At 35.5% G+C, this 19957-nt stretch carries 20 protein-coding genes; 10 read left to right on the top strand and 10 right to left on the bottom strand.

The genetic code is table 11. The features are described 5' to 3' along the window. Positions 1–49 precede the first annotated feature (49 nt). The 3 genes from PHR76_RS06460 to PHR76_RS06450 are packed head-to-tail and all read left to right on the top strand — an operon-like array spanning position 50 to position 1474. Positions 50–226: a hypothetical protein gene (locus PHR76_RS06460; RefSeq protein WP_300059780.1), complete on the top strand. Its 177-nt coding sequence runs from the start codon at positions 50–52 to the stop codon at positions 224–226. Between the two features lie 33 nt (positions 227–259). Continuing rightward, positions 260–709: a 6-carboxytetrahydropterin synthase gene (locus PHR76_RS06455; protein ID WP_300059777.1), complete on the top strand. Its 450-nt coding sequence runs from the start codon at positions 260–262 to the stop codon at positions 707–709. A 9-nt stretch (positions 710–718) separates the two neighbouring features. Beyond that, positions 719–1474, top strand: a complete 756-nt coding sequence (locus PHR76_RS06450) for a UDP-2,3-diacylglucosamine diphosphatase (protein WP_300059774.1) — start codon at positions 719–721, stop codon at positions 1472–1474. On the opposite strand, the gene recJ is transcribed toward PHR76_RS06450, so the two are convergent. The 4 genes from recJ to PHR76_RS06430 form a co-directional block, all read right to left on the bottom strand. Further along, the gene (gene recJ / locus PHR76_RS06445; protein ID WP_300059772.1) at positions 1475–3172 is read right to left on the bottom strand and encodes a single-stranded-DNA-specific exonuclease RecJ; all 1698 of its coding nucleotides are present in this window, start codon (positions 3170–3172) and stop codon (positions 1475–1477) included. It abuts the gene before it with no gap. Positions 3173–3265: 93 nt separating this feature from the next. Next, positions 3266–3691 (bottom strand): OsmC family protein, encoded by a 426-nt coding sequence (locus PHR76_RS06440; RefSeq protein ID WP_300059770.1) that lies wholly within the window; start codon positions 3689–3691, stop codon positions 3266–3268. Between the two features lie 32 nt (positions 3692–3723). Then, the gene (gene rsmI / locus PHR76_RS06435) at positions 3724–4401 is read right to left on the bottom strand and encodes a 16S rRNA (cytidine(1402)-2'-O)-methyltransferase (RefSeq protein WP_300059767.1); all 678 of its coding nucleotides are present in this window, start codon (positions 4399–4401) and stop codon (positions 3724–3726) included. Further along, positions 4402–5325: a hypothetical protein gene (locus PHR76_RS06430; RefSeq protein WP_300059764.1), complete on the bottom strand. Its 924-nt coding sequence runs from the start codon at positions 5323–5325 to the stop codon at positions 4402–4404. Positions 5326–5427: 102 nt separating this feature from the next. On the opposite strand from PHR76_RS06430, the gene PHR76_RS06425 reads away from it, so the two are divergent. The 4 genes from PHR76_RS06425 to PHR76_RS06410 all read left to right on the top strand — a co-directional run bounded on the left by PHR76_RS06425 (position 5428) and on the right by PHR76_RS06410 (position 10091). Further along, a complete protein-coding gene (locus PHR76_RS06425) occupies positions 5428–6045 on the top strand; it encodes a thymidine kinase (RefSeq protein WP_300059761.1) in 618 nt (205 codons plus the stop codon). 4 nt (positions 6046–6049) lie between these two features. After that, positions 6050–8494, top strand: coding sequence for a bifunctional UDP-N-acetylmuramoyl-tripeptide:D-alanyl-D-alanine ligase/alanine racemase (locus PHR76_RS06420; protein WP_300059758.1), 2445 nt, complete (start codon positions 6050–6052; stop codon positions 8492–8494). Positions 8495–8561: 67 nt separating this feature from the next. Next, a complete protein-coding gene (mscL, locus tag PHR76_RS06415) occupies positions 8562–8969 on the top strand; it encodes a large conductance mechanosensitive channel protein MscL (protein ID WP_300059755.1) in 408 nt (135 codons plus the stop codon). Between the two features lie 132 nt (positions 8970–9101). After that, positions 9102–10091, top strand: a complete 990-nt coding sequence (locus PHR76_RS06410) for an aspartate-semialdehyde dehydrogenase (RefSeq protein WP_300059752.1) — start codon at positions 9102–9104, stop codon at positions 10089–10091. 176 nt (positions 10092–10267) lie between these two features. Here the strand turns inward: PHR76_RS06410 and PHR76_RS06405 are convergent, their stop codons facing one another. Then, positions 10268–10558, bottom strand: coding sequence for a helix-turn-helix transcriptional regulator (locus tag PHR76_RS06405; protein ID WP_300059749.1), 291 nt, complete (start codon positions 10556–10558; stop codon positions 10268–10270). A gap of 2 nt (positions 10559–10560) precedes the next feature. Continuing rightward, on the bottom strand, positions 10561–10758 hold the full coding sequence (locus PHR76_RS13135) for a type II toxin-antitoxin system RelE/ParE family toxin (protein WP_366143574.1): 198 nt from the start codon (positions 10756–10758) through the stop codon (positions 10561–10563). 681 nt (positions 10759–11439) lie between these two features. Here PHR76_RS13135 and PHR76_RS06395 point away from each other — a divergent pair. Beyond that, on the top strand, positions 11440–11814 hold the full coding sequence (locus PHR76_RS06395; RefSeq protein ID WP_300059746.1) for a DoxX family membrane protein: 375 nt from the start codon (positions 11440–11442) through the stop codon (positions 11812–11814). 48 nt (positions 11815–11862) lie between these two features. Beyond that, positions 11863–13971, top strand: a complete 2109-nt coding sequence (locus PHR76_RS06390) for a prolyl oligopeptidase family serine peptidase (protein WP_300059743.1) — start codon at positions 11863–11865, stop codon at positions 13969–13971. Between the two features lie 80 nt (positions 13972–14051). Here PHR76_RS06390 and mtgA read toward each other — a convergent pair whose 3' ends face one another. After that, entirely contained in the window at positions 14052–14732 is a 681-nt protein-coding gene (mtgA, locus tag PHR76_RS06385; protein WP_300059740.1) for a monofunctional biosynthetic peptidoglycan transglycosylase, read from the bottom strand. 104 nt (positions 14733–14836) lie between these two features. Next, entirely contained in the window at positions 14837–15949 is a 1113-nt protein-coding gene (locus PHR76_RS06380; protein ID WP_300059737.1) for an FAD-dependent oxidoreductase, read from the bottom strand. Between the two features lie 105 nt (positions 15950–16054). Here PHR76_RS06380 and PHR76_RS06375 point away from each other — a divergent pair, with 105 nt between their 5' ends. After that, positions 16055–17959, top strand: coding sequence for a S9 family peptidase (locus PHR76_RS06375; protein WP_300059734.1), 1905 nt, complete (start codon positions 16055–16057; stop codon positions 17957–17959). 62 nt (positions 17960–18021) lie between these two features. Here PHR76_RS06375 and accC read toward each other — a convergent pair whose 3' ends face one another. Both accC and accB read right to left on the bottom strand, forming a co-directional pair. Then, entirely contained in the window at positions 18022–19368 is a 1347-nt protein-coding gene (gene accC / locus PHR76_RS06370; protein ID WP_300059731.1) for an acetyl-CoA carboxylase biotin carboxylase subunit, read from the bottom strand. An 86-nt stretch (positions 19369–19454) separates the two neighbouring features. Next, complete coding sequence (gene accB, locus PHR76_RS06365) at positions 19455–19946, bottom strand: acetyl-CoA carboxylase biotin carboxyl carrier protein (RefSeq protein WP_300059728.1); 492 nt, start codon at positions 19944–19946, stop codon at positions 19455–19457. Between the last annotated feature and the right edge of the window lie 11 nt (positions 19947–19957).

Here is a 19957-nt window from a genome sequence, read left to right as displayed (position 1 = left end):
TACCTAAAATTAAACCTCATTCACCAAACCAATTTAGAAATCTAACGACATGAACGCACTTATTTTTCTAATTCAAGCAATTGATGTTGAAGAAAAACTAAAAAATGCTCCCGATAGTGGCTATCAAACTGGACTAATAATAGGCTCCTTTATTCCTTTTATTCTCTTGATTGGTATTGCCTATTGGATGTATTATGCCGCTAAAAAAAGAGGGGAAAATGAGTAGGTTTTCTTACCTTTACAGCCAAATTTAATGCAAATGACAAAAATCAGAATAACCAAACAATTTAGTTTTGAAACAGGTCATGCCTTATATGGCTATGATGGAAAATGCAAAAACGTACACGGTCATAGTTATAAATTGTCGGTTACTGTTTCGGGAACGCCTTTAACAGATGCTACACATGTAAAATTTGGTATGGTGATTGATTTTGGAGATTTAAAAAAAATAGTGAAAGAAGAAGTGGTCGATCAATTTGATCATGCTACCGTTTTTAATCAAAACACACCACATGTCGAATTGGCAAATGAATTGAAAAACAGAGACCATCATGTGATTTTAGTCGATTATCAGCCTACGAGCGAAAACATGGTGATTGATTTTGCCGAAAGAATAAAAAACCGTTTGCCAGCCAACATCGAACTTCATTCCTTAAAATTACAAGAAACGGAAAGCTCTTTTGCAGAATGGTACGCATCAGATAATTAAGTCGAATTCATGAATTCAACATTGCCTACAAAAATCTATTTTGCCTCCGACCAACATTTTGGAGCTCCCACTCGAGAAGCTAGTTTTCCGCGAGAGCAGAAATTTGTAGCTTGGTTAGACGAAATTAAAAAAGATGCCACTGCCGTTTTTTTATTGGGCGATTTATTTGATTTTTGGTTTGAATATAAAACAGTTGTGCCTAAAGGATTTATTCGGGTTTTAGGAAAATTAGCAGAACTTCGCGACCTCGGAATTCCTATTTATTTTTTTGTAGGAAATCATGATTTATGGATGACTGATTATTTTCAAAAGGAACTTCAAACTCCTGTTTTTCATGACAATCAAGAATATACGTTTGAAGGCAAAACCTTTTTAATTGGCCATGGCGATGGAAAAGGACCAAATGACAAAGGCTATAAACGAATGAAAAAAGTATTTATTCATCCATTTTCAAAATGGCTATTTCGTTGGTTACATCCAGATATCGGAGTGAAACTAGCTCAATATCTTTCGGTCAAAAACAAATTAATTTCTGGCGATGAAGATGTGAAATTTTTGGGAGAAGAAAACGAATGGTTGGTTTTATATGCCAAGCGAAAGTTAACTCAAAAACACTATAATTACTTCGTTTTTGGACATCGTCATTTACCGATGAAATTAAGCGTTGGCGAAAATTCAGAATACATCAACCTAGGCGATTGGATTGGCTATTTTACCTACGGCGTTTTTGATGGAAAAACATTCGAATTAAAAACCTTCAATTAATTAACGCAAATCTTTAGCTCGAAATTGCGTGGTTACCGTGCCGTTAAACTCATTTTCATCAATGCAGTAAACCAAATCAAATGGTTTTCGTGCTTCTGTAATTGACAGCTTATTTCCCAATCCAAAACCAATCACACCATAGCCTTCACTATTGGCATCTGTAGACGATTTTACAAACAACTTTAAATGTTCCTCTTGTTGCCCAATTTTTTTGCCATAACCGGTATCAACGACTTGTTTTGTCAAAAAAACGGGAGCCATATTTTCTGGACCAAAAGGTTCAAATTGATTTAGCAATCTGATAAACTTTGGTTGAATAGCATCAAGTTCAATGGCCATATCGATGGCAATTTCTGGCGTTAATAAATCCGGATGAATGGTTTGTTGAACCACTTTTTCGAAGGCTTCTTTAAACGCTAAAAAATGTTCTTCTTTCAACGTCATTCCGGCGGCATATTTGTGCCCGCCAAATTGTTCTAAATGCTCTGAACATTGCTCTAATGCGGCATACAAATCAAAATCCTGAACCGAACGAGCGGATGCCGCTAATTTATCGCCACTTTTTGTAAAAACAACGGTGGGCCGATAATAAGTTTCTATTAATCGAGAAGCAACAATTCCTATCACTCCTTTGTGCCAATTCTCTTGATAAAGCACTGTTGTAAACCGATTTCGCTCGTTGTTTTCCTCTATTTGATTAAGTGCTTCTAGAGTAATTTGTTTGTCTAAATCCTTTCTGTCCGAATTGTAGCCTTCTATTTCCGTCGCAAATTGTAACGCTTGTTCTAAATTATATTCCGTCAACAAGGCTACAGCCTCATTTCCGTGTTTTATTCGTCCCGCAGCATTAATTCGTGGAGCAATAATAAAGACGACATCGGTAATCGTCAACGTTTTTTTCTTGACATTTTGAATTAACGCTTGGATGCCGGGTCGGGGTGTGGAATTAATTACAGTTAAACCATGTTTTGCTAAAATTCGGTTTTCTCCGTTCATCGGAACAATGTCTGCTGCAATCGCCGTAGCTACTAAATCTAAATAGGGAAGTAATTCTTCTACAGATTGTCCTTTTTTTTGTGTCAATGCTTGAATGAGCTTGAATCCGATACCACAACCACAAAGTTCTTTATAAGGATAAGGACAATCCGCTTGTTTTGGGTCTAACACCGCCACGGCATCAGGCAATTTTTCGCCAGGCAAATGGTGGTCACAAATGATAAAATCAATGTTTTTCTCTTTCGCATAAGCGATATGGTCAACTGATTTTATACCACAATCTAAAGCAATAATCAAGGAAATACCATTATCTTCTGCATAATCAATTCCTTTAAACGAGATGCCGTAGCCTTCTAGATAACGGTCAGGAATGTACGTGTCAATATTTGGCGAAAGCTGTTTTAAAAAACTAGACACCAAAGAAACCGCAGTAGTTCCATCGACATCATAATCACCAAAAACTAAAATATTTTCATCGGTTTCTAAAGCTTCTTCTATCCGCTTGACGGCTTTATCCATCCCTTTCATTAAAAAAGGATCATGTAAATCGTTCAAACTGGGTCTGAAAAAAGTCTTAGCTTGCTCGAACGTTTCAATGCCACGTTGCACTAACAAGGTGGCAATTATTTCATTTACTTGAAGTTCGTTTTGTAGTTGTAGAACTTTCTGTTTTTCTGGCTTAGATTTTAAATTCCATCTCATAATAATACTGAATTTTGATGTTTGGCGTATAGGATTGATTCACAAAGATATAAAATTTTCTTTGTGCAATTATAAAAATAAACTGTTATGAAATTAAACCGAATGAAAGAAAGTCTTTGTTTCTATAATAGCAAATTGACGAAACATTTCCATAACGCCACAATACTTTTCTATCGATAAATCTACCGCTCTTTGCAGTTTCGCCTCTTCAAGCGTAGGACCATAAAAATGATATTCTACCGTTACTTTATCATATATTTTTGGATGTTCCTCTGTAAGATTAGCAGTAGTTTCAATTTTAAAATCACGTACTTCTAACTTCATTTTTTCGAGCAACGAAGCAACATCTAAACCAGAGCAACCTGCTAAAGCAGCTAACATCATTGCTTTTGGACGTAAACCTGGGCCTTCGCCTCCATTTTCTTCACCGGCATTGATTAACAGGGTTTCTCCGCTTGGATTAGTCGCTTCAAATTGCATTTTCCCTTTCCAGGTTGTCGTTACTTGCGTTGTTGCCATGCTTCTCTATTTTAAAATGAACTACTCTATTTTTATTTCACACTCTTTCCGCCCACTACCACCACAATTTCTCCTTTGGCTGGTTTGGCCTCAAAGTGTTTTAAGACTTCTTCTGCGTTTCCTCGAACGGTTTCTTCATGCATTTTAGATAATTCTCGTGAAACCGAAAGTGGTCTATCAGAACCGAAATACTGTGCAAATTCGGCTAATGTTTTGTTTAGTTTGTGTGGAGAAACATAAAAAATCATCGTTCTATTTTCTTCCGCCAAAGCTAAAAAACGGGTTTGTCTTCCCTTTTTGTCGGGTAAAAATCCTTCGAAAACAAATTTATCATTTGGCAAGCCGCTGTTGACTAATGCGGGAACAAAAGCCGTAGCTCCAGGCAAACATTCTACTTCAATATTATTTTCGACACAAGCTCGGGTTAACAAAAAACCAGGGTCAGAAATAGCAGGCGTTCCTGCATCCGAAATCAACGCAAGCGTTTCGCCCGCTTGCATTCGTCGCACTAAATTTTCAACGGTTTTATGCTCGTTATGCATGTGGTGACTTTGCATCGGCGTTCCAATCTCGAAATGCTTTAATAATTTTCCGCTATTTCGGGTATCTTCTGCTAAAATATAATCAACTTCTTTGAGCACTTTTATGGCTCTAAAAGTCATGTCTTCAAGATTACCAATTGGCGTTGGAACCAAATACAATTTACCCATTTATGCAAATTTTTTCTCAATCAGATTCATAAAACGGGAAGCATAGTCTTCTTTCCCTTCCCAATTATTATAATCGGGTTTTACCATTTCTTCCATAAATTGTTGGGCTTCTTCAAATGAATCATACGTATTTACTTGAGAAACTACGCGGTTAAAATCTTCATTGCTTCCAGCAAAAAGGTGTTTTACAAAGGCAATTCTGTCATTTAAACCGATGTTGATTCCTTTTATCAACGTATCATTTAAGGAATGAGACTTGTGTTCTGTTTTTTGAACAACCGTTTCTACTTTTGATTCAAAAGTCGTTTCTATTGTAATTTCTGGCTGACTCGTTTCTTCTACTTTTTCAAAAAATATATCGGCTACTTTTTCTACTTCTTTTGGAACATCATTCACTTTTACAAATTCGGGTTCCTTATAACCAGAACCTAACAAGTCTTCAAATGAAATTTGTTTTTGTTGCGTAGTTGCAATAGGTTTTTCTTCTTCGGCTTCTTCCGACAATTCAAATATTGGACTAAAAAGAGGTTCTTCTTTTTCATGTTCCACATTTTCATGCTCTACAACAGCTTCAATTTCTACTTTTTCTTCTACTTGTTCATTTTCAATTTCAACTTCGTCAACAAGAATTGTGGTTTCTTCAACTACTTCATTTACAGAAACTGGTTCTTCTTCCGTTTCAACTTCTGCTTTAGCAAGTTCAATCGGTTTTGAAAAATCCATCGCGTTAAGCTTTTCAACCAACTCATCCTCAGAAATTTCTTCTTTTATCACATTAATATGTTCTTCATAAAAGCGAAGAACGGCTAATTTTTCATATAATTTCTGAGCTTCTTGATGTAATAAAACAACATCTTCTTTTCCTTTTAATTTCAAAACTCGGTGTGCAATGCTGATTAAATCGGCTTCTAACTTTTTCTTCATAACTTTTAAAATTATATTGAGTATAGCGTTTAGAATTTTATAAATTTGTTACAGTTACAAAATAACATAAAAATATGTTGTTCACCGCTAGAAAAGTATAAAATGTTTCTTGAAAATACCGTAAATCATAAAGAACAATTTGGTTGGATAGAAGTTATCTGTGGTTCTATGTTCTCTGGAAAGACCGAAGAACTGATTCGCAGGCTCAAAAGAGCTCAATTTGCCAAGCAAAAAGTAGAAATTTTTAAACCCGCTATTGATACGCGTTATCATGACGAGATGGTTGTCTCGCATGATTCCAATGAAATTCGTTCCACTCCGGTTCCTGCCGCAGCCAATATCAGAATCTTAGCTCAAGGGTGCGATGTGGTTGGGATAGACGAAGCTCAGTTTTTTGATGACGAAATCATTACGATTTGTAACGATTTAGCCAATTCTGGCATTCGCGTCATTGTGGCCGGTTTAGACATGGATTTTAAAGGCAATCCGTTTGGGCCGATGCCGGCTTTAATGGCCACAGCAGAATATGTAACCAAAGTACATGCGGTTTGCACACGAACGGGGAATTTAGCAAACTATAGCTTCCGAAAAACATCTAATGACAAACTCGTGATGTTAGGCGAAACCGAAGAATATGAACCGCTAAGTAGAGCGGCTTATTATCATGCTTTACGGGAACAAGCCGAAAAAAAGATTGACGATCAAAATAAACTAAAATAAAACTGTGAGCATCTTATTAAAAAACATTTTTTCGCTTTTAGATGCTACCTTTATAGGGAATCATCCAGAAAATACCATTGAAAATGTTTCCATCGACAGCCGTTCTTTACACCATAATCCGCAAACGTTATTTTTTTGCTTAATCGGACAAAACAATAACGGCCACGATTATATTGAAGAATTGATTGAGAAAGGAGTTCGGAACTTTGTGGTTTCTCAACAGATCACAACACAAAATCCAAATGTCAACTTTTTAGTAGTCAAAAACACCTTAAAAGCCCTACAACAATTTGCTGCTTTTTATCGCAAAAAATTTAATTTCCCGGTTATAGGAATCACCGGAAGCAATGGAAAAACCATCGTAAAAGAATGGTTGAATTTTTTATTAAGTCCAGAATATACGATTATTCGAAGTCCAAAAAGTTATAATTCACAAGTTGGTGTTCCGCTATCGGTAATTGGGATTAATGAACATCACAATTTAGGCATTTTTGAAGCGGGAATTTCTACCGTAAATGAAATGGAAAACCTCGAGGCTATTATTCAGCCTACCATTGGGGTTTTAACCAATATTGGCTCTGCACATGATGAAGGTTTTGGTCATTTGGGCGAAAAAATTAAAGAAAAATTAAAGTTATTTCCGAATGTGGAAGTTTTAATTTATAATAAAAACAAATCCATTGATGCTTTTTTAGACCCCAAAATCAATACTTTTTCTTGGAGTTCGAGCGATAAAAACGCAGCCGTACTCATTCATCATAAAACAATCAAAAACGAAACAAATTTAAATATAACGTACCAAAATACGTGTTTCAAATTTAAAATTCCTTTTTCCGATGACGCTTCTATCGAAAATGTAATTCATTGTTTAATGGTGCTTTTCTATTTGAAATATGATTTTGAAACCATTCAACATCGTTTATCGCTTTTGTATCCCATCGAAATGCGATTAAAAGTAAAAAAAGGCATCAATAACACCACATTAATTGATGATAGCTATAGTTCCGATTTTCAATCTTTAAAAATTGCCTTAGATTTTTTAGAAAGCCAGAAACAACATCATAAAAAAACCCTTATTTTATCGGATATATTTCAAAGCGGATTAGAAAATGACGATTTGTATACTCGTTTATCGTTAATGATTATTTCGAATAAAATTAATAGAATCATTGGCATTGGCGAAACAATTTCTCGCTATCATACCAAATTTTTAAATGGGACTTTTTTTAATTCAAAAGCTGAATTTTTAGAGCAATTTGACCAATTAAATTTTGACAATGAAACTATTTTAATTAAAGGAGCTCGTCATTTTCATTTTGAGGAAATCGTTTCTTTATTGGAAGAAAGAACACATGAAACGGTTTTAGAAATTAATTTAAATGCCCTAACGCATAACCTTAATTATTATCGGGCGAAGGTCAAACCAAATACCAAAATTATGGTGATGGTCAAAGCATTCAGCTATGGAAGTGGTGGATTAGAAATTGCTAAACTTTTAGAATATCAACGGGCTGATTATTTAGGTGTAGCTTTTGCTGATGAAGGAATTACACTTAAAGGTAATGGAATTAACTTGCCAATTATGGTGCTAAACCCAGAAAATTCCAGTTTTGAATCGATTATCCAACATCAATTAGAACCTGAAATTTATAGCTTTAAGGGATTGCATTCTTTTTTAAAAATTGCTAAGCAAAAACGATTAATCGATTTTCCAATTCACCTTAAAATAGATACTGGCATGCATCGTTTAGGTTTTGAAGAGCCACAGGTTTCAGAGCTAGTTACTATTTTAAAAAACAATAAAACAGTTAAAGTAAAAAGTATTTTATCCCATTTGGCCACGAGTGATGAAGAAGCAAATCGAGAATTTGCGTTAGAACAGATTGAAAAATTTGACCGAATTTCTTCTCAACTACAAACGGAGCTGGAAATTTCGCCTCTTCGACATATTTTAAACACGTCGGGAATTTCTAATTTTCCAGAAGCCCAATACGATATGGTACGTTTAGGGATTGGTTTATATGGATTTTCAAATCAATCAAATGAGCAAATTTTTCTAGAACCTGTTGGCACTTTAAAATCTATTATTTCCCAAATCAGAACCATTCAAGCTGGAGAAAGTATCGGATATGGACGTCGATTTATTGCAAAAAATGAAATGCGAATTGCAACCATTCCAATTGGATATGCCGATGGTATTAGACGAAGTTGGGGCGATGGCATTGGCTACGTGCTCATTAAAAAACAAAAAGCAACGATTTTAGGAAGTATTTGTATGGATATGATGATGGTGGATGTTACAACTATTTCTTGTGTAGAAGGAAACGAAGTCATTATTCTTGGTGAAGACCCGTCTATTCTCGAAATGGCCAAAAAATTAGACACAATTCCTTATGAAATCTTAACAGGAATTTCGCAACGCGTGAAGCGAATTTTCTATCGTGAATAAAAAATATTTGCAAAAATTAAAATTTTAACTAACTTCGTGAAACAAAAACCTTTAATACCTAAGATTTATGCTAAAAGAATTTAAAAATTTTATTATGACTGGCAACGTCATTGAATTTGCAGTTGCCGTAATTATGGCAGGTGCTGTAGGTGCTGTAGTCAACGGGTTTGTCAACGATATCGTCATGCCGTTTGTGGGCTATTTTTCTGGAGGGGTTGATTTTGCTGATAAGAAAATCATTTTAACAGAAGGAGTAGCAGCAAGCGAAGGCGTTACAGAAGTAGTTGAAGTTGCCATTCGTTATGGAGCTTGGGTTAATACGCTTGTAAACTTAGTCATTGTTGGTTTAATTATGTTTTTAATTATTAAAGCTTACAACAAAATGAAAAAACCTGTAGTAGAAGCTCCGGCTGCTCCAGCAGGTCCGACACAAGAACAACTATTAGCTGAAATTAGAGATTTATTAAAAAAATAATTAATCCGCTACAATACATATTCTCACTAAACTCTCGTTTGAACGGGAGTTTTTTTTATGAATTTTTTCTTAAACCAAATTAATTCAGCTGATTATTCTTTACTTTTGTAACTTAATTCTAGACAGATCAATATGAAAGTTGCCGTGATTGGGGCCACCGGAATGGTGGGCGAAGTAATGCTTCAAGTGTTAGCAGAACGTAATTTTCCAATAACCGAATTAATCCCTGTGGCTTCAGAGAAATCCATTGGAAAAGAAATTGATTTTAAAGGTAAAAAATACAAAGTCGTCAGTTTAGAAACGGCGATTTCTTTACGTCCAGCAATTGCTTTGTTTTCTGCTGGAGGAGAAACCTCTTTAACTTGGGCTCCAAAGTTTGCAGAAGTGGGCACAACGGTCATTGACAATTCTTCCGCTTGGCGTATGGATTCTACTAAAAAACTAATTGTTCCAGAAATTAATGCCACTTCTTTAACTAAAGATGATAAAATTATTGCAAACCCAAACTGTTCAACCATTCAAATGGTAATGGTGTTGGCTCCCTTGCATGAAAAATACAAAGTAAAACGCGTGGTGGTTTCTACCTATCAATCCATCACTGGAACGGGCTTGAAAGCAGTTCGTCAATTGGAAAATGAATACCAAAATAAACTTGGTGAAATGGCTTATCCCTATCCTATTCACCGCAATGCGATTCCGCAATGTGATGTGTTTGAAGAAAACGGATATACGAAAGAAGAAATGAAATTGGTTCGTGAAACCCAAAAAATTTTAAACGACAAATCCATTGCCATCACGGCAACAGCTATCCGAATTCCTGTAGTAGGAGGTCATAGCGAATCGGTAAATATCGCTTTTGAATCCGATTTTAATGTGGGTGAAATTCGAACTTTATTGCATCATACGCCAGGGGTCACTGTTCAAGATAATTTGGAAACCAAAACCTATCCAATGCCCATTTATGCACAAGGAAAAGACGCTGTTTTTGTTGGCCGTATCCGTCGAGATGAGAGCCAGCCCAATAGCTTAAACCTTTGGATTGTAGCCGATAATTTAAGAAAAGGAGCAGCAACAAACACCGTTCAAATTGCCGAATACCTGGTGGCTCATCAATTAGTTTAACAAGTATTTAGTACAAACAAAATGTGCTTTTGATTTTAGCTTAAAACAACGTTCGGCGGCTACACGAAGTGCAGGGCTTCGGAACTACTATTGTTTATATTTAATTTTATGTTTCATGCGAAACGGTGATTCCACTAATTCCTTGCATTTTGTGTAACCGCTGTTAGCAGATGTAGTTATAATTCTATTTGGATTTTCACCTTACCACCAAGACCTATTTCCACAATATCGTACAAAGTTTTCAGCGTTAAGTTACTTCCGTTATTTTCTATTCTTGAAATATATTCACGTTTTTTATCAACTAATTCTCCAAGTTCGGTTTGCGTTAGTTGTTTTTCTTCACGCGCTTTTTTTAAGAGTAATCCAATCTTAAAACCTTGGAATTCTCTTTCAAGTTCGTCACGTCTTACAGTTCCTTTTTCACCGTAAACATTGTTTTTAATTTCTTTCCAGCTTTTAGTTTCCATAGTTATTTAGATTTTTCTGTATAATATTTACTCATTAATTTCAACGCATTTTCAATTTCATTTTTAGGTGTTTTTTGCGTTTTCTTTTGAAAGCCATTAAGTAAAATAACAAGTTTTCCCTTATCAAAGAAGCAAAACACACGCCAAATGTTAGAACCTTGTTGAATTCTTGCTTCATATAATCCATTTGTTCCTTCCATTGACTTTAAATAATTTGAAGGAATTCTTTCTAAAGTTTAGATAGCCTCAATTATTTTAAATATTTTATCCTGAACCTTTTTCGGTTGTTCAAGAAGAAATTCTTCAAAGTGATTTTCGTATGCTATAACTTCCCGCACTTTCATTTTTTAAAGGTAACTTAAAAGTTACAATATTTCCATATATTTCTTATGGTTTTTGATTTTACCGATATTTTAAAAACTATATCTGATAACTCTCTTATATAAGTAACAGAATTAATTCTCGTGTTTCAAGCTCTTTATTTTCACTTCGCAGCTATCGAGAGGAATAACGCCAAGCTATCCGTTAGCTTCTAATCTAAAACAGCTCCATAACGCAACTAATGTAAAAGCAAATGGAAATCCCATCAGACTTCAATATCAGTTAGAAGCGGAGAACAGTTCTCCAATCCGAGATGTATTAGTAGTAACGCTACTACACATGCCTAAAAAATAAAGTTGTAGTTAGTAGAGTTGATGTTTCTAATGCTAGCGAATTTAGAGAAATCATCGTTTGTTTCCAATAAGTTTTAAATAAATAAGTTTTAAATCCCAAACAAAACAAGGCTTTTGATTTTTTTATGGTGTTTTATCATTTTTTTTAAAATATAAATTAGTAATTTAGTTATTTTTATAACTATTTACTAACCAAAACTAACTTTTATGAATTCAAAATTTACTTACTTAATGCGAATACTTTTAGGCATCATCCTTTTAGTTTTTGGTCTCAACAAATTTGTTCAGTTTATTCCTTCCTCAGAGTTGCCTGAAAACGCAACTGCTTTTATTACTTCATTGGCAACAACGGGTTATGTACTTCCGGTGGTGGGCGTTTTAGAAATACTGATTGGATTACTATTACTTACCAATAAATGGGTGCCTTTTGCCTTAGTTGTGCTGGTTCCAATTTCTGTAAACATTCTACTTTTTCATTTGTTTTTAGACATTCCAGGCATTAGCGGAGCGTTACTCGTTACAGTTTTGAATGGAATTTTAATGTATAAATTGTGGCCAAAATACAAACCGCTTTTTAACTAAATTCTAACATTTCATTGGTTATATTTGTGAATATCAATTTATTTACAAATGAAAAAAATCATCCCTATGTTTGCGATAGTTTGTGTTTTTTCTGTTCAAGCACAATCTAAGAAGTCAACGTTGTCTTATCCTGAAACAAAAAAAGAAACCGTTTCAGACACTTATTTTGGAACATCTATTGCTGACCCTTATCGTTGGCTAGAAGATGACCGCTCGGAAGAAACGGGTGCCTGGGTAAAAGCTCAAAATGAGGTAACGTTTAATTACCTTAGTCAAATTCCATTTCGTATTCAGATTAAAGAACGAATGGAAAAATTATGGAATTACGAACGTATTTCTGCTCCTTTTAAAGAAGGTGATTATACTTATTTTTTCCGCAATAATGGGTTGCAAAATCAATCGGTTTTATACCGAAAGGATAAATCGGGAAAAGAAGAGCTTTTTTTAGACCCTAATACTTTTGCCAAAGACGGCACCACTTCATTAGGGAATTTAGAGTTTTCTAGAGATGGTTCATTAGTCGCCTATTCCATTTCGGAAGCAGGAAGCGATTGGAATAAAATCATCATTATGGATGCGGTATCTAAAAAAGTATTAGAACAGCCTATTGTTGATGTCAAATTTAGCGGTATTTCTTGGTTAGGAAATACTGGTTTTTATTATTCAAGTTATGATAAACCAGAAGGAAGCGAGTTATCGGCCAAAACCGATCAACATAAATTATATTTTCATAAATTAGGAACTGCCCAGAAAGAAGATAAAGTCATTTTCGGACAACAAGAAAAAAGACGCTATGTAGGCGGTGGCGTATCAGAAGACGAACGCTATTTAATTATTTCTGCAGCCAATTCCACTACAGGAAATGAACTGTATATTCAAGATTTGAGTAAATCAGACAGTAAATTAGTTTCAATCGTAAACAATTTTGAAAGTAATAATTCTATCATCGACAATGTTGGCTCTAAATTATATATTGTTACCAATTTAAATGCTCCAAACCAAAAAATCGTAACGGTCGACGTTTCAAATCCTACTCCCGAAAACTGGAAAGAGTTGATTCCAGAAACCGATTTTGTTCTTGCACCATCCGTTGGTGGCGGCTATCTTTTTGCCAATTATATGAAAGATGCTATTTCACAAGTGATGCAATATGATTATGACGGAAAATTTATTCGAAAAATAAGTTTACCCGGAATTGGAACAGCTGGTGGATTCAGCGGCAAGAAAACAGCCAAAGAACTTTATTTTTCGTTTTCGAATTACCTTACTCCAGGTACGATTTTTTCGTTTGAACCAAAATCAGGAACTTCAAAAGTGTACGAAAAACCTAAAGTTGATTTCAAATCGGATGAATACGAAAGCAAACAAGTGTTTTACACTTCCAAAGACGGCACTAAAATTCCGATGATTATTACACATAAAAAAGGATTGAAACTAAACGGAAAAAACCCAACAATCCTTTATGGCTATGGTGGCTTTAATGTAAGTATTACACCTAATTTTAGTGTTACGAATGCCGTTTGGATGGAAAATGGCGGAATTTATGCCGTGGCAAATTTACGTGGCGGTGGCGAATATGGTCAAAAATGGCATACCGCTGGAATACAGCAAAAAAAACATAATGTATTTGATGATTTCATTGCGGCAGCAGAATATTTGATTGCTCAAAAATACACCTCATCTGATTATTTAGCGATTCGTGGCGGTTCTAATGGTGGATTATTGGTGGGAGCGGTCCTGACGCAACGACCCGATTTAATGAAAGTTGCTTTGCCAGCGGTTGGTGTTTTAGACATGTTGCGATACCATACTTTTACAGCGGGTGCTGGATGGGCTTATGATTACGGAACTGCTAATGACAACGCCGAAATGTTTGCCTATTTAAAAAATTATTCTCCTGTTCATAATGTTAAAAAAGGCGTCAATTACCCTGCTACCTTAGTGACCACAGGTGATCATGACGACCGCGTGGTTCCAGCACACAGTTTTAAATTTGCTGCCGAATTACAAGATAAACAAAGCGGAGAAAACCCAGTTTTAATTCGAATTGATGTAAATGCCGGACATGGGGCAGGAAAACCGATATCAAAAACTATTGAAGAAAATGCAGATATCCAAGCATTTACTTTATACAATATGGGAATCAAAAAGATTTAAAAATTGGATTTAAAAAAATAGGAAACCGTTAATTCTCAACGTAAAATACTGAGAATTAGCGGTTCATTTTTTATACTAATTTAATACGCAATCTTGCCTAGATAGCTCATTTGCTTCATTATAAAATTCTTTCGTTTATTGATATAGGAAGAAGAGTTTGATGCTTTAAATTTTCTAGGATTAGGGAGAATCACAGCAATTCCTGCAGCTTCACGCGGTGTTAAATTAATCGCATCTTTTCGATACCAAACCCGAGCCGCTTCTTGAGCACCATAAACACCATCACCCATTTCGATGCTGTTTAAATAGACTTCCATGATGCGTTCTTTTCCCCAGACAAACTCAATTAAAACGGTAAAATAAGCTTCCAAGCCTTTTCGAAAATAACTTCGTCCCGACCAAAGAAAAACATTTTTAGCGGTTTGTTGTGAAATGGTACTGCCACCACGCAATTTCTTGCCCTTTTTATTGGCTTCCATTGCTTTTTCAATTGCTTCAAAATTAAAACCATTGTGTGTGAGAAAAGTTCCGTCTTCACTCGCAATTACGGCTTTTTGAAGGTTGGTCGAAATCTCCTCTAACGGAACCCAATCATGGCTACACACCATCGGTTTGCCATCTATTTTTTGTTCTACCGAACGAATAATCATTAACGGAGTAATTGGAACTGGTACAAATTTATAAACGATAACCATGAAGATGGAAATGCCAAAAAACCAAAGTGCTACCTTTCCTAAAAAACGGAAAATCTTTTTTATCATCATACTCAATTTTGTTGGTCAAAAGTAAGAAGAAAATAGAAAAACACTCCTTTTTACAAAACTATTTAATTAACTACTTCCAATTAAATTTTCTAAGAAAAAAATTATAGCAAATCTGCTAATTCTTTACCTACTAAACTACCAATCGCAACACCCATTCCGCCCAAGCGAACGCCACAATAAACATGTGTTGACAGTTGCTTAACAATAGGGGTTTTTTGTTTGCCAACACCCATAATTCCGCTCCAGCGATGTTCAATTTCAAATTTTTGATTTGGTAAAATCACTTCTTGAAGTAATTTTTCTAAATGGTTTTGTATTTTTTCTGTTTGAGTCAATTCGATTGTAGTTTCACCATCAAAATCTAAATTTCTTCCCCCTCCAAGCAAAATACGATCTTCAAAATTTCTAAAATAATAATAGCCTTTGTCCAAATGAAACGTTCCTCTGATGTCTAAATTCGAAATAGGTTTTGTAATCAACACTTGGGCTCGTGCTGGTTTTACGTCTCCATTGGTTAGGTCGGAGGCAAAACCATTCGTTGCAAAGAAAAGTTTATTGGTTTGAAAAGAAAAGTCAGCTAGGATAACTTCAACACCTTTATTTTTTTCAACATAGGAAAGAACTGTTTGTTGATTTAGAATCAGAACATCATTTTGAACTGCCATTTTCAACAACGCTTGCATCATGTTTCCCGTATTTAATTGGGCTTCAAACGGGTTGAAAATCAGCTGTTCTTTTGTTTTTTCAAATCCAAAATTATTCTGTTTTACAGAAAAAACAGTCTCATTAAATAGGGGTTGTAGCAATTCGTTGACCAATGGCAATTTTTGCAAACAAGTTTCATAAGTGGCTTCCTCCTCTTTTAAAAAAAGCTCATAGCCTCCAAAAATTTGTAAATCTAAAACCGTATCTCCCAATCGTTTCCGAAGCAATTGCAATCCCTGATACCGTCTTTGAATTAAATCAAAAACCTCTTGTTCGCTATGTTCATTTAAATCATCTAAAATTTCTGACATTGAACCAAAACAAGCAAAACCAGCATTTTTAGTACTCGCTCCTTGGGGCAAAACTCCTTTTTCTAAAACTAAAATTTTAGCGGTTGGAAATTTTTCTCGTAGTCGCAAAGCACAATGTAATCCAACAATGCCACTACCTACAATAGTATAGTCAACTGCTGTAAACCAATTTTTATGCTCCCAAAAACTCAATTGCATTGAAGAAATATTTAATTAAAAATAGACATCCTAACCCAAAACCAGTCTATTATTTGTTTAAAAATACAAACAAAATCGGTACATTTATGCTTTAATTACAAGACAATGAAAAAAACAATTTTAATGCTCAGTTTGATTATGAGTGCAAGTTCGCTTTCGGCACAAAAAACACTAACTCCCGAAATGCTTTGGCAGCTTGGTCGAGTTTCTGCTTTAGGAATTTCTACTGATGGAAAAAACATCGTTTATCAAGTTTCTATCCCTTCTATCGAAGAAAATAAATCGACTACAAAATTTTATACGATTCCCCTCTCGGGAGGAAATGCAGTTGAAATAAAAGAAACTGAAACAAATTTAAAAGACAAAAACGTTTCGTCAAACGGGAAATTCAAACTTTCTCACGAAGAAATTAAAGTTGCCAACGTTTTGGGAAAAGATCTATATCCAGAACTAGAAAAGGCAAATGCTCAAGTATACAATGGTTTAGATTATCGTCATTGGGACACTTGGCGTGACGGAACCTACAACCACGTAGGCTATTCTGAAATTGGAAAAGAAAAATCTTTTATTGATATTATGAAGGGTGAATTATATGATTCACCACAAAAACCATTTGGCGGCGATGAAGATTACATTTGGTCTCCAGACGGAAGAAATATTGTTTATGTTGCTAAAAAAGAAGTGGGAACGGCCTATGCAACGTCTACCAACACCGATTTATACGAATATAGTTTAGAGCAGAAAACAACAAAAAACCTAACCGAAAAAAATTTAGGTTACGATACCAACCCTTCTTTTTCACCGAATGGCGAATTGACTTGGTTACAAATGAAACGCAATGGCTATGAGGCCGATAAAAATGACCTTATTGTTCGATTTAAAGGTTTCGATATGAATCTCACTGCCAATTGGGACGGTACAGTCGATGGTTATAAATGGAGTCCGGATGGTAAAAAAATCTATTTTACTGCTGCGATTGATGGAACCAAACAACTGTTTGAAGTTAATTTTCCAGGCGTAACCCGAATTGCCGTCACGGTAAAACAAGTCACCGATGGACCATTTGATGTCAGTGATATTGTTGGTTTTTCAGAAGGCAAAATCATATTAACTCGTACGGATATGAACCATGCAAAAGAAATTTTCTCATATGATATTAAGAAAAAAACGTGGGTTCAAATAACACAAGTAAACACCAAAACCTATAACGAACTGCGTTTACCAACCTATGAAAAAAGATATGTAACCACCACCGATAATAAAAAAATGTTGGTTTGGGTCATTCTTCCTCCAAATTTTGATAAAACTAAAAAATACCCAACGCTATTATATTGTCAAGGTGGACCACAAAGTGCGTTAACTCAAACCTATTCTTTTCGTTGGAATTTTTCGTTGATGGCTTCACAAGGCTATGTCATCGTTGCTCCGAATCGCAGAGGAATGCCTGGTCATGGCGTAGAGTGGAATGAACAAATTAGCAAAGATTGGGGCGGACAAGTTATGGATGATTACCTTTCTGCTATTGACGACGTTGCCAAAGAAACTTATGTAGACAACGCGAGAATAGGTGCGGTAGGAGCTAGTTATGGCGGTTATTCCGTATTTTATTTAGCTGGAATTCACAACAAACGATTCAAAACATTTATTTCACATTGTGGAGTATTTAATCTAGAAAGCATGTATGGAACCACAGAAGAAGTGTTTTTTACAGACTGGGATAGCGGTGGTCCGTATTGGGAAAAAGAAAATGCGGCTGCACAAAAAACCTATACTCAATTCAATCCGATACATTTAGTTTCAAAATGGGACACTCCTATATTGGTTATTCAAGGCGGAAAAGATTATCGGGTACCAATTGGTCAAGGGCAAGAAGCTTTTCAAGCGGCACAATTACGCGGTATTAAAAGCCGGTTTTTGTATTTTCCAGAAGAGAACCATTGGGTTCTAAAACCACAAAATGCGATGGTATGGCAACGCGAATTTTTTGGTTGGTTGAAAGAGACCTTGTAATTTATTTATAAAAACAAAAATCCCAAGTTGGCACTTGGGATTTTTTTTACTATATTTTGAGTTTATTCAGGGTCATTCATTTTAAAAGACTCCATGAATTTGGTTGTGTAATTTCCAGCCACATAATCTGGTTCATCCATCAATTGACGGTGAAACGGAATGGTAGTTTTAATTCCTTCAATATAAAACTCATCCAAAGCTCTTTTCATTTTACTAATTGCCTCTTCTCTTGTTTGAGCGGTCGTAATTAGTTTTGCAATCATCGAATCGTAATTCGGCGGAATCGTATAACCCGCATACACATGCGTATCCAAGCGAACTCCATGTCCACCAGGTGCATGTAAAACAGTAATCTTTCCTGGTGATGGACGAAAATCGTTATACGGATCTTCTGCATTAATCCGACACTCAATTGAATGCAATTTCGGCAAATAATTTTTGCCTGAAATCGGAACACCTGCCGCCACTAAAATCTGCTCACGAATCAAATCATAATCAATGACTTGTTCTGTAATGGGATGTTCTACTTGAATTCGCGTATTCATTTCCATAAAATAGAAATTACGGTGTTTGTCTACTAAAAATTCAACCGTTCCTGCTCCTTCATACTTGATATATTCTGCTGCTTTTACGGCTGCATCACCCATTTTTAAACGTAATTCGTCGGTCATAAATGGAGACGGCGTTTCTTCTGTCAGTTTTTGATGACGACGTTGAACCGAACAATCTCTTTCAGATAAATGACAAGCTTTTCCGTAGGCATCACCCACAATTTGAATTTCAATATGCCGTGGTTCTTCAATAAGTTTCTCCATATACATGCCGTCATTGCCAAACGCTGCTGCCGATTCTTGACGAGCACTTTCCCAAGCTTTTAACAAATCTTCTGCCTTCCAAACTGCTCTCATTCCTTTTCCACCACCACCAGCAGTTGCTTTAATCATGACTGGATAACCCATTTCTTTGGCAATTTCTTGAGCTTGTTCAAAAGATTCTAAGAGTCCTTCAGATCCTGGAACACAAGGCACACCCGCTTCTTTCATCGTGGCTTTAGCTGTAGCTTTATCCCCCATTTTTTCAATCATTTCTGGAGAAGCTCCAATAAACTTGATGCCGTGTTCTTGACAAATCTTTGAAAATTTGGCGTTTTCAGACAGAAAACCATAACCCGGATGTATTGCATCGGCATTCGTGATTTCTGCTGCCGCAATGATATTAGACATCTTTAAATAAGAGTCCTTACTTGGTGGTGGTCCAATGCAAACCGCTTCATCCGCAAACTTCACGTGAAGGCTTTCTGCATCGGCTGTAGAGTAAACCGCCACCGTTTTGATGCCCATTTCTCGACAGGTTCTAATCACACGAAGTGCAATTTCTCCTCGATTAGCAATTAATATTTTTTTAAACATCTTATTAAATTTTAAAATTACAAATCCCAAATCCCAAAATCCAAAAAATTGGAATTTGTATTTTGTTTATTGGAATTTCAAAAGAATTATGATGGATCTACTAAGAATAAAGGTTGGTCAAATTCTACTGGCGACATGTCATCGACTAAAATTTTAACAATTTTACCTGAAATTTCTGCTTCAATTTCATTAAATAATTTCATCGCTTCAATTACACAAACAGGATCTCCTTTAGAAATTGTAGCACCAACTTCTACAAACGGAGCTTTATCTGGAGCTGGTTTGCGATATAACGTGCCAATCATAGGTGATTTGATCATCACATATTTAGAGTTTTCCTCTGACTCGGCTGCTACTGCTGGAGCAGAAGTTGGAGCTGCTGCAGCTGGCATTGGTTGTTGTGGCATCATCTGTGGCATTTGTTGACCAGCAGGATAATGATGGAAATAGGAAGCTTCTGCTGCTCCTGCTTCTGTAGTTTTGATGGTGATTTTAAAATCATCCATTTCTAATTTTACTTCTGTAGCTCCTGATTTGGCTACAAACTTGATTAGGTTTTGAATTTCTCTAATATCCATAATATTTTTAG

It is taken from the genome of Flavobacterium sp. (genome assembly GCF_028689845.1).
Taxonomy (GTDB): Bacteria; Bacteroidota; Bacteroidia; order Flavobacteriales; family Flavobacteriaceae; genus Flavobacterium.
This window is presented reverse-complemented; position numbering and strand designations above follow the sequence as displayed.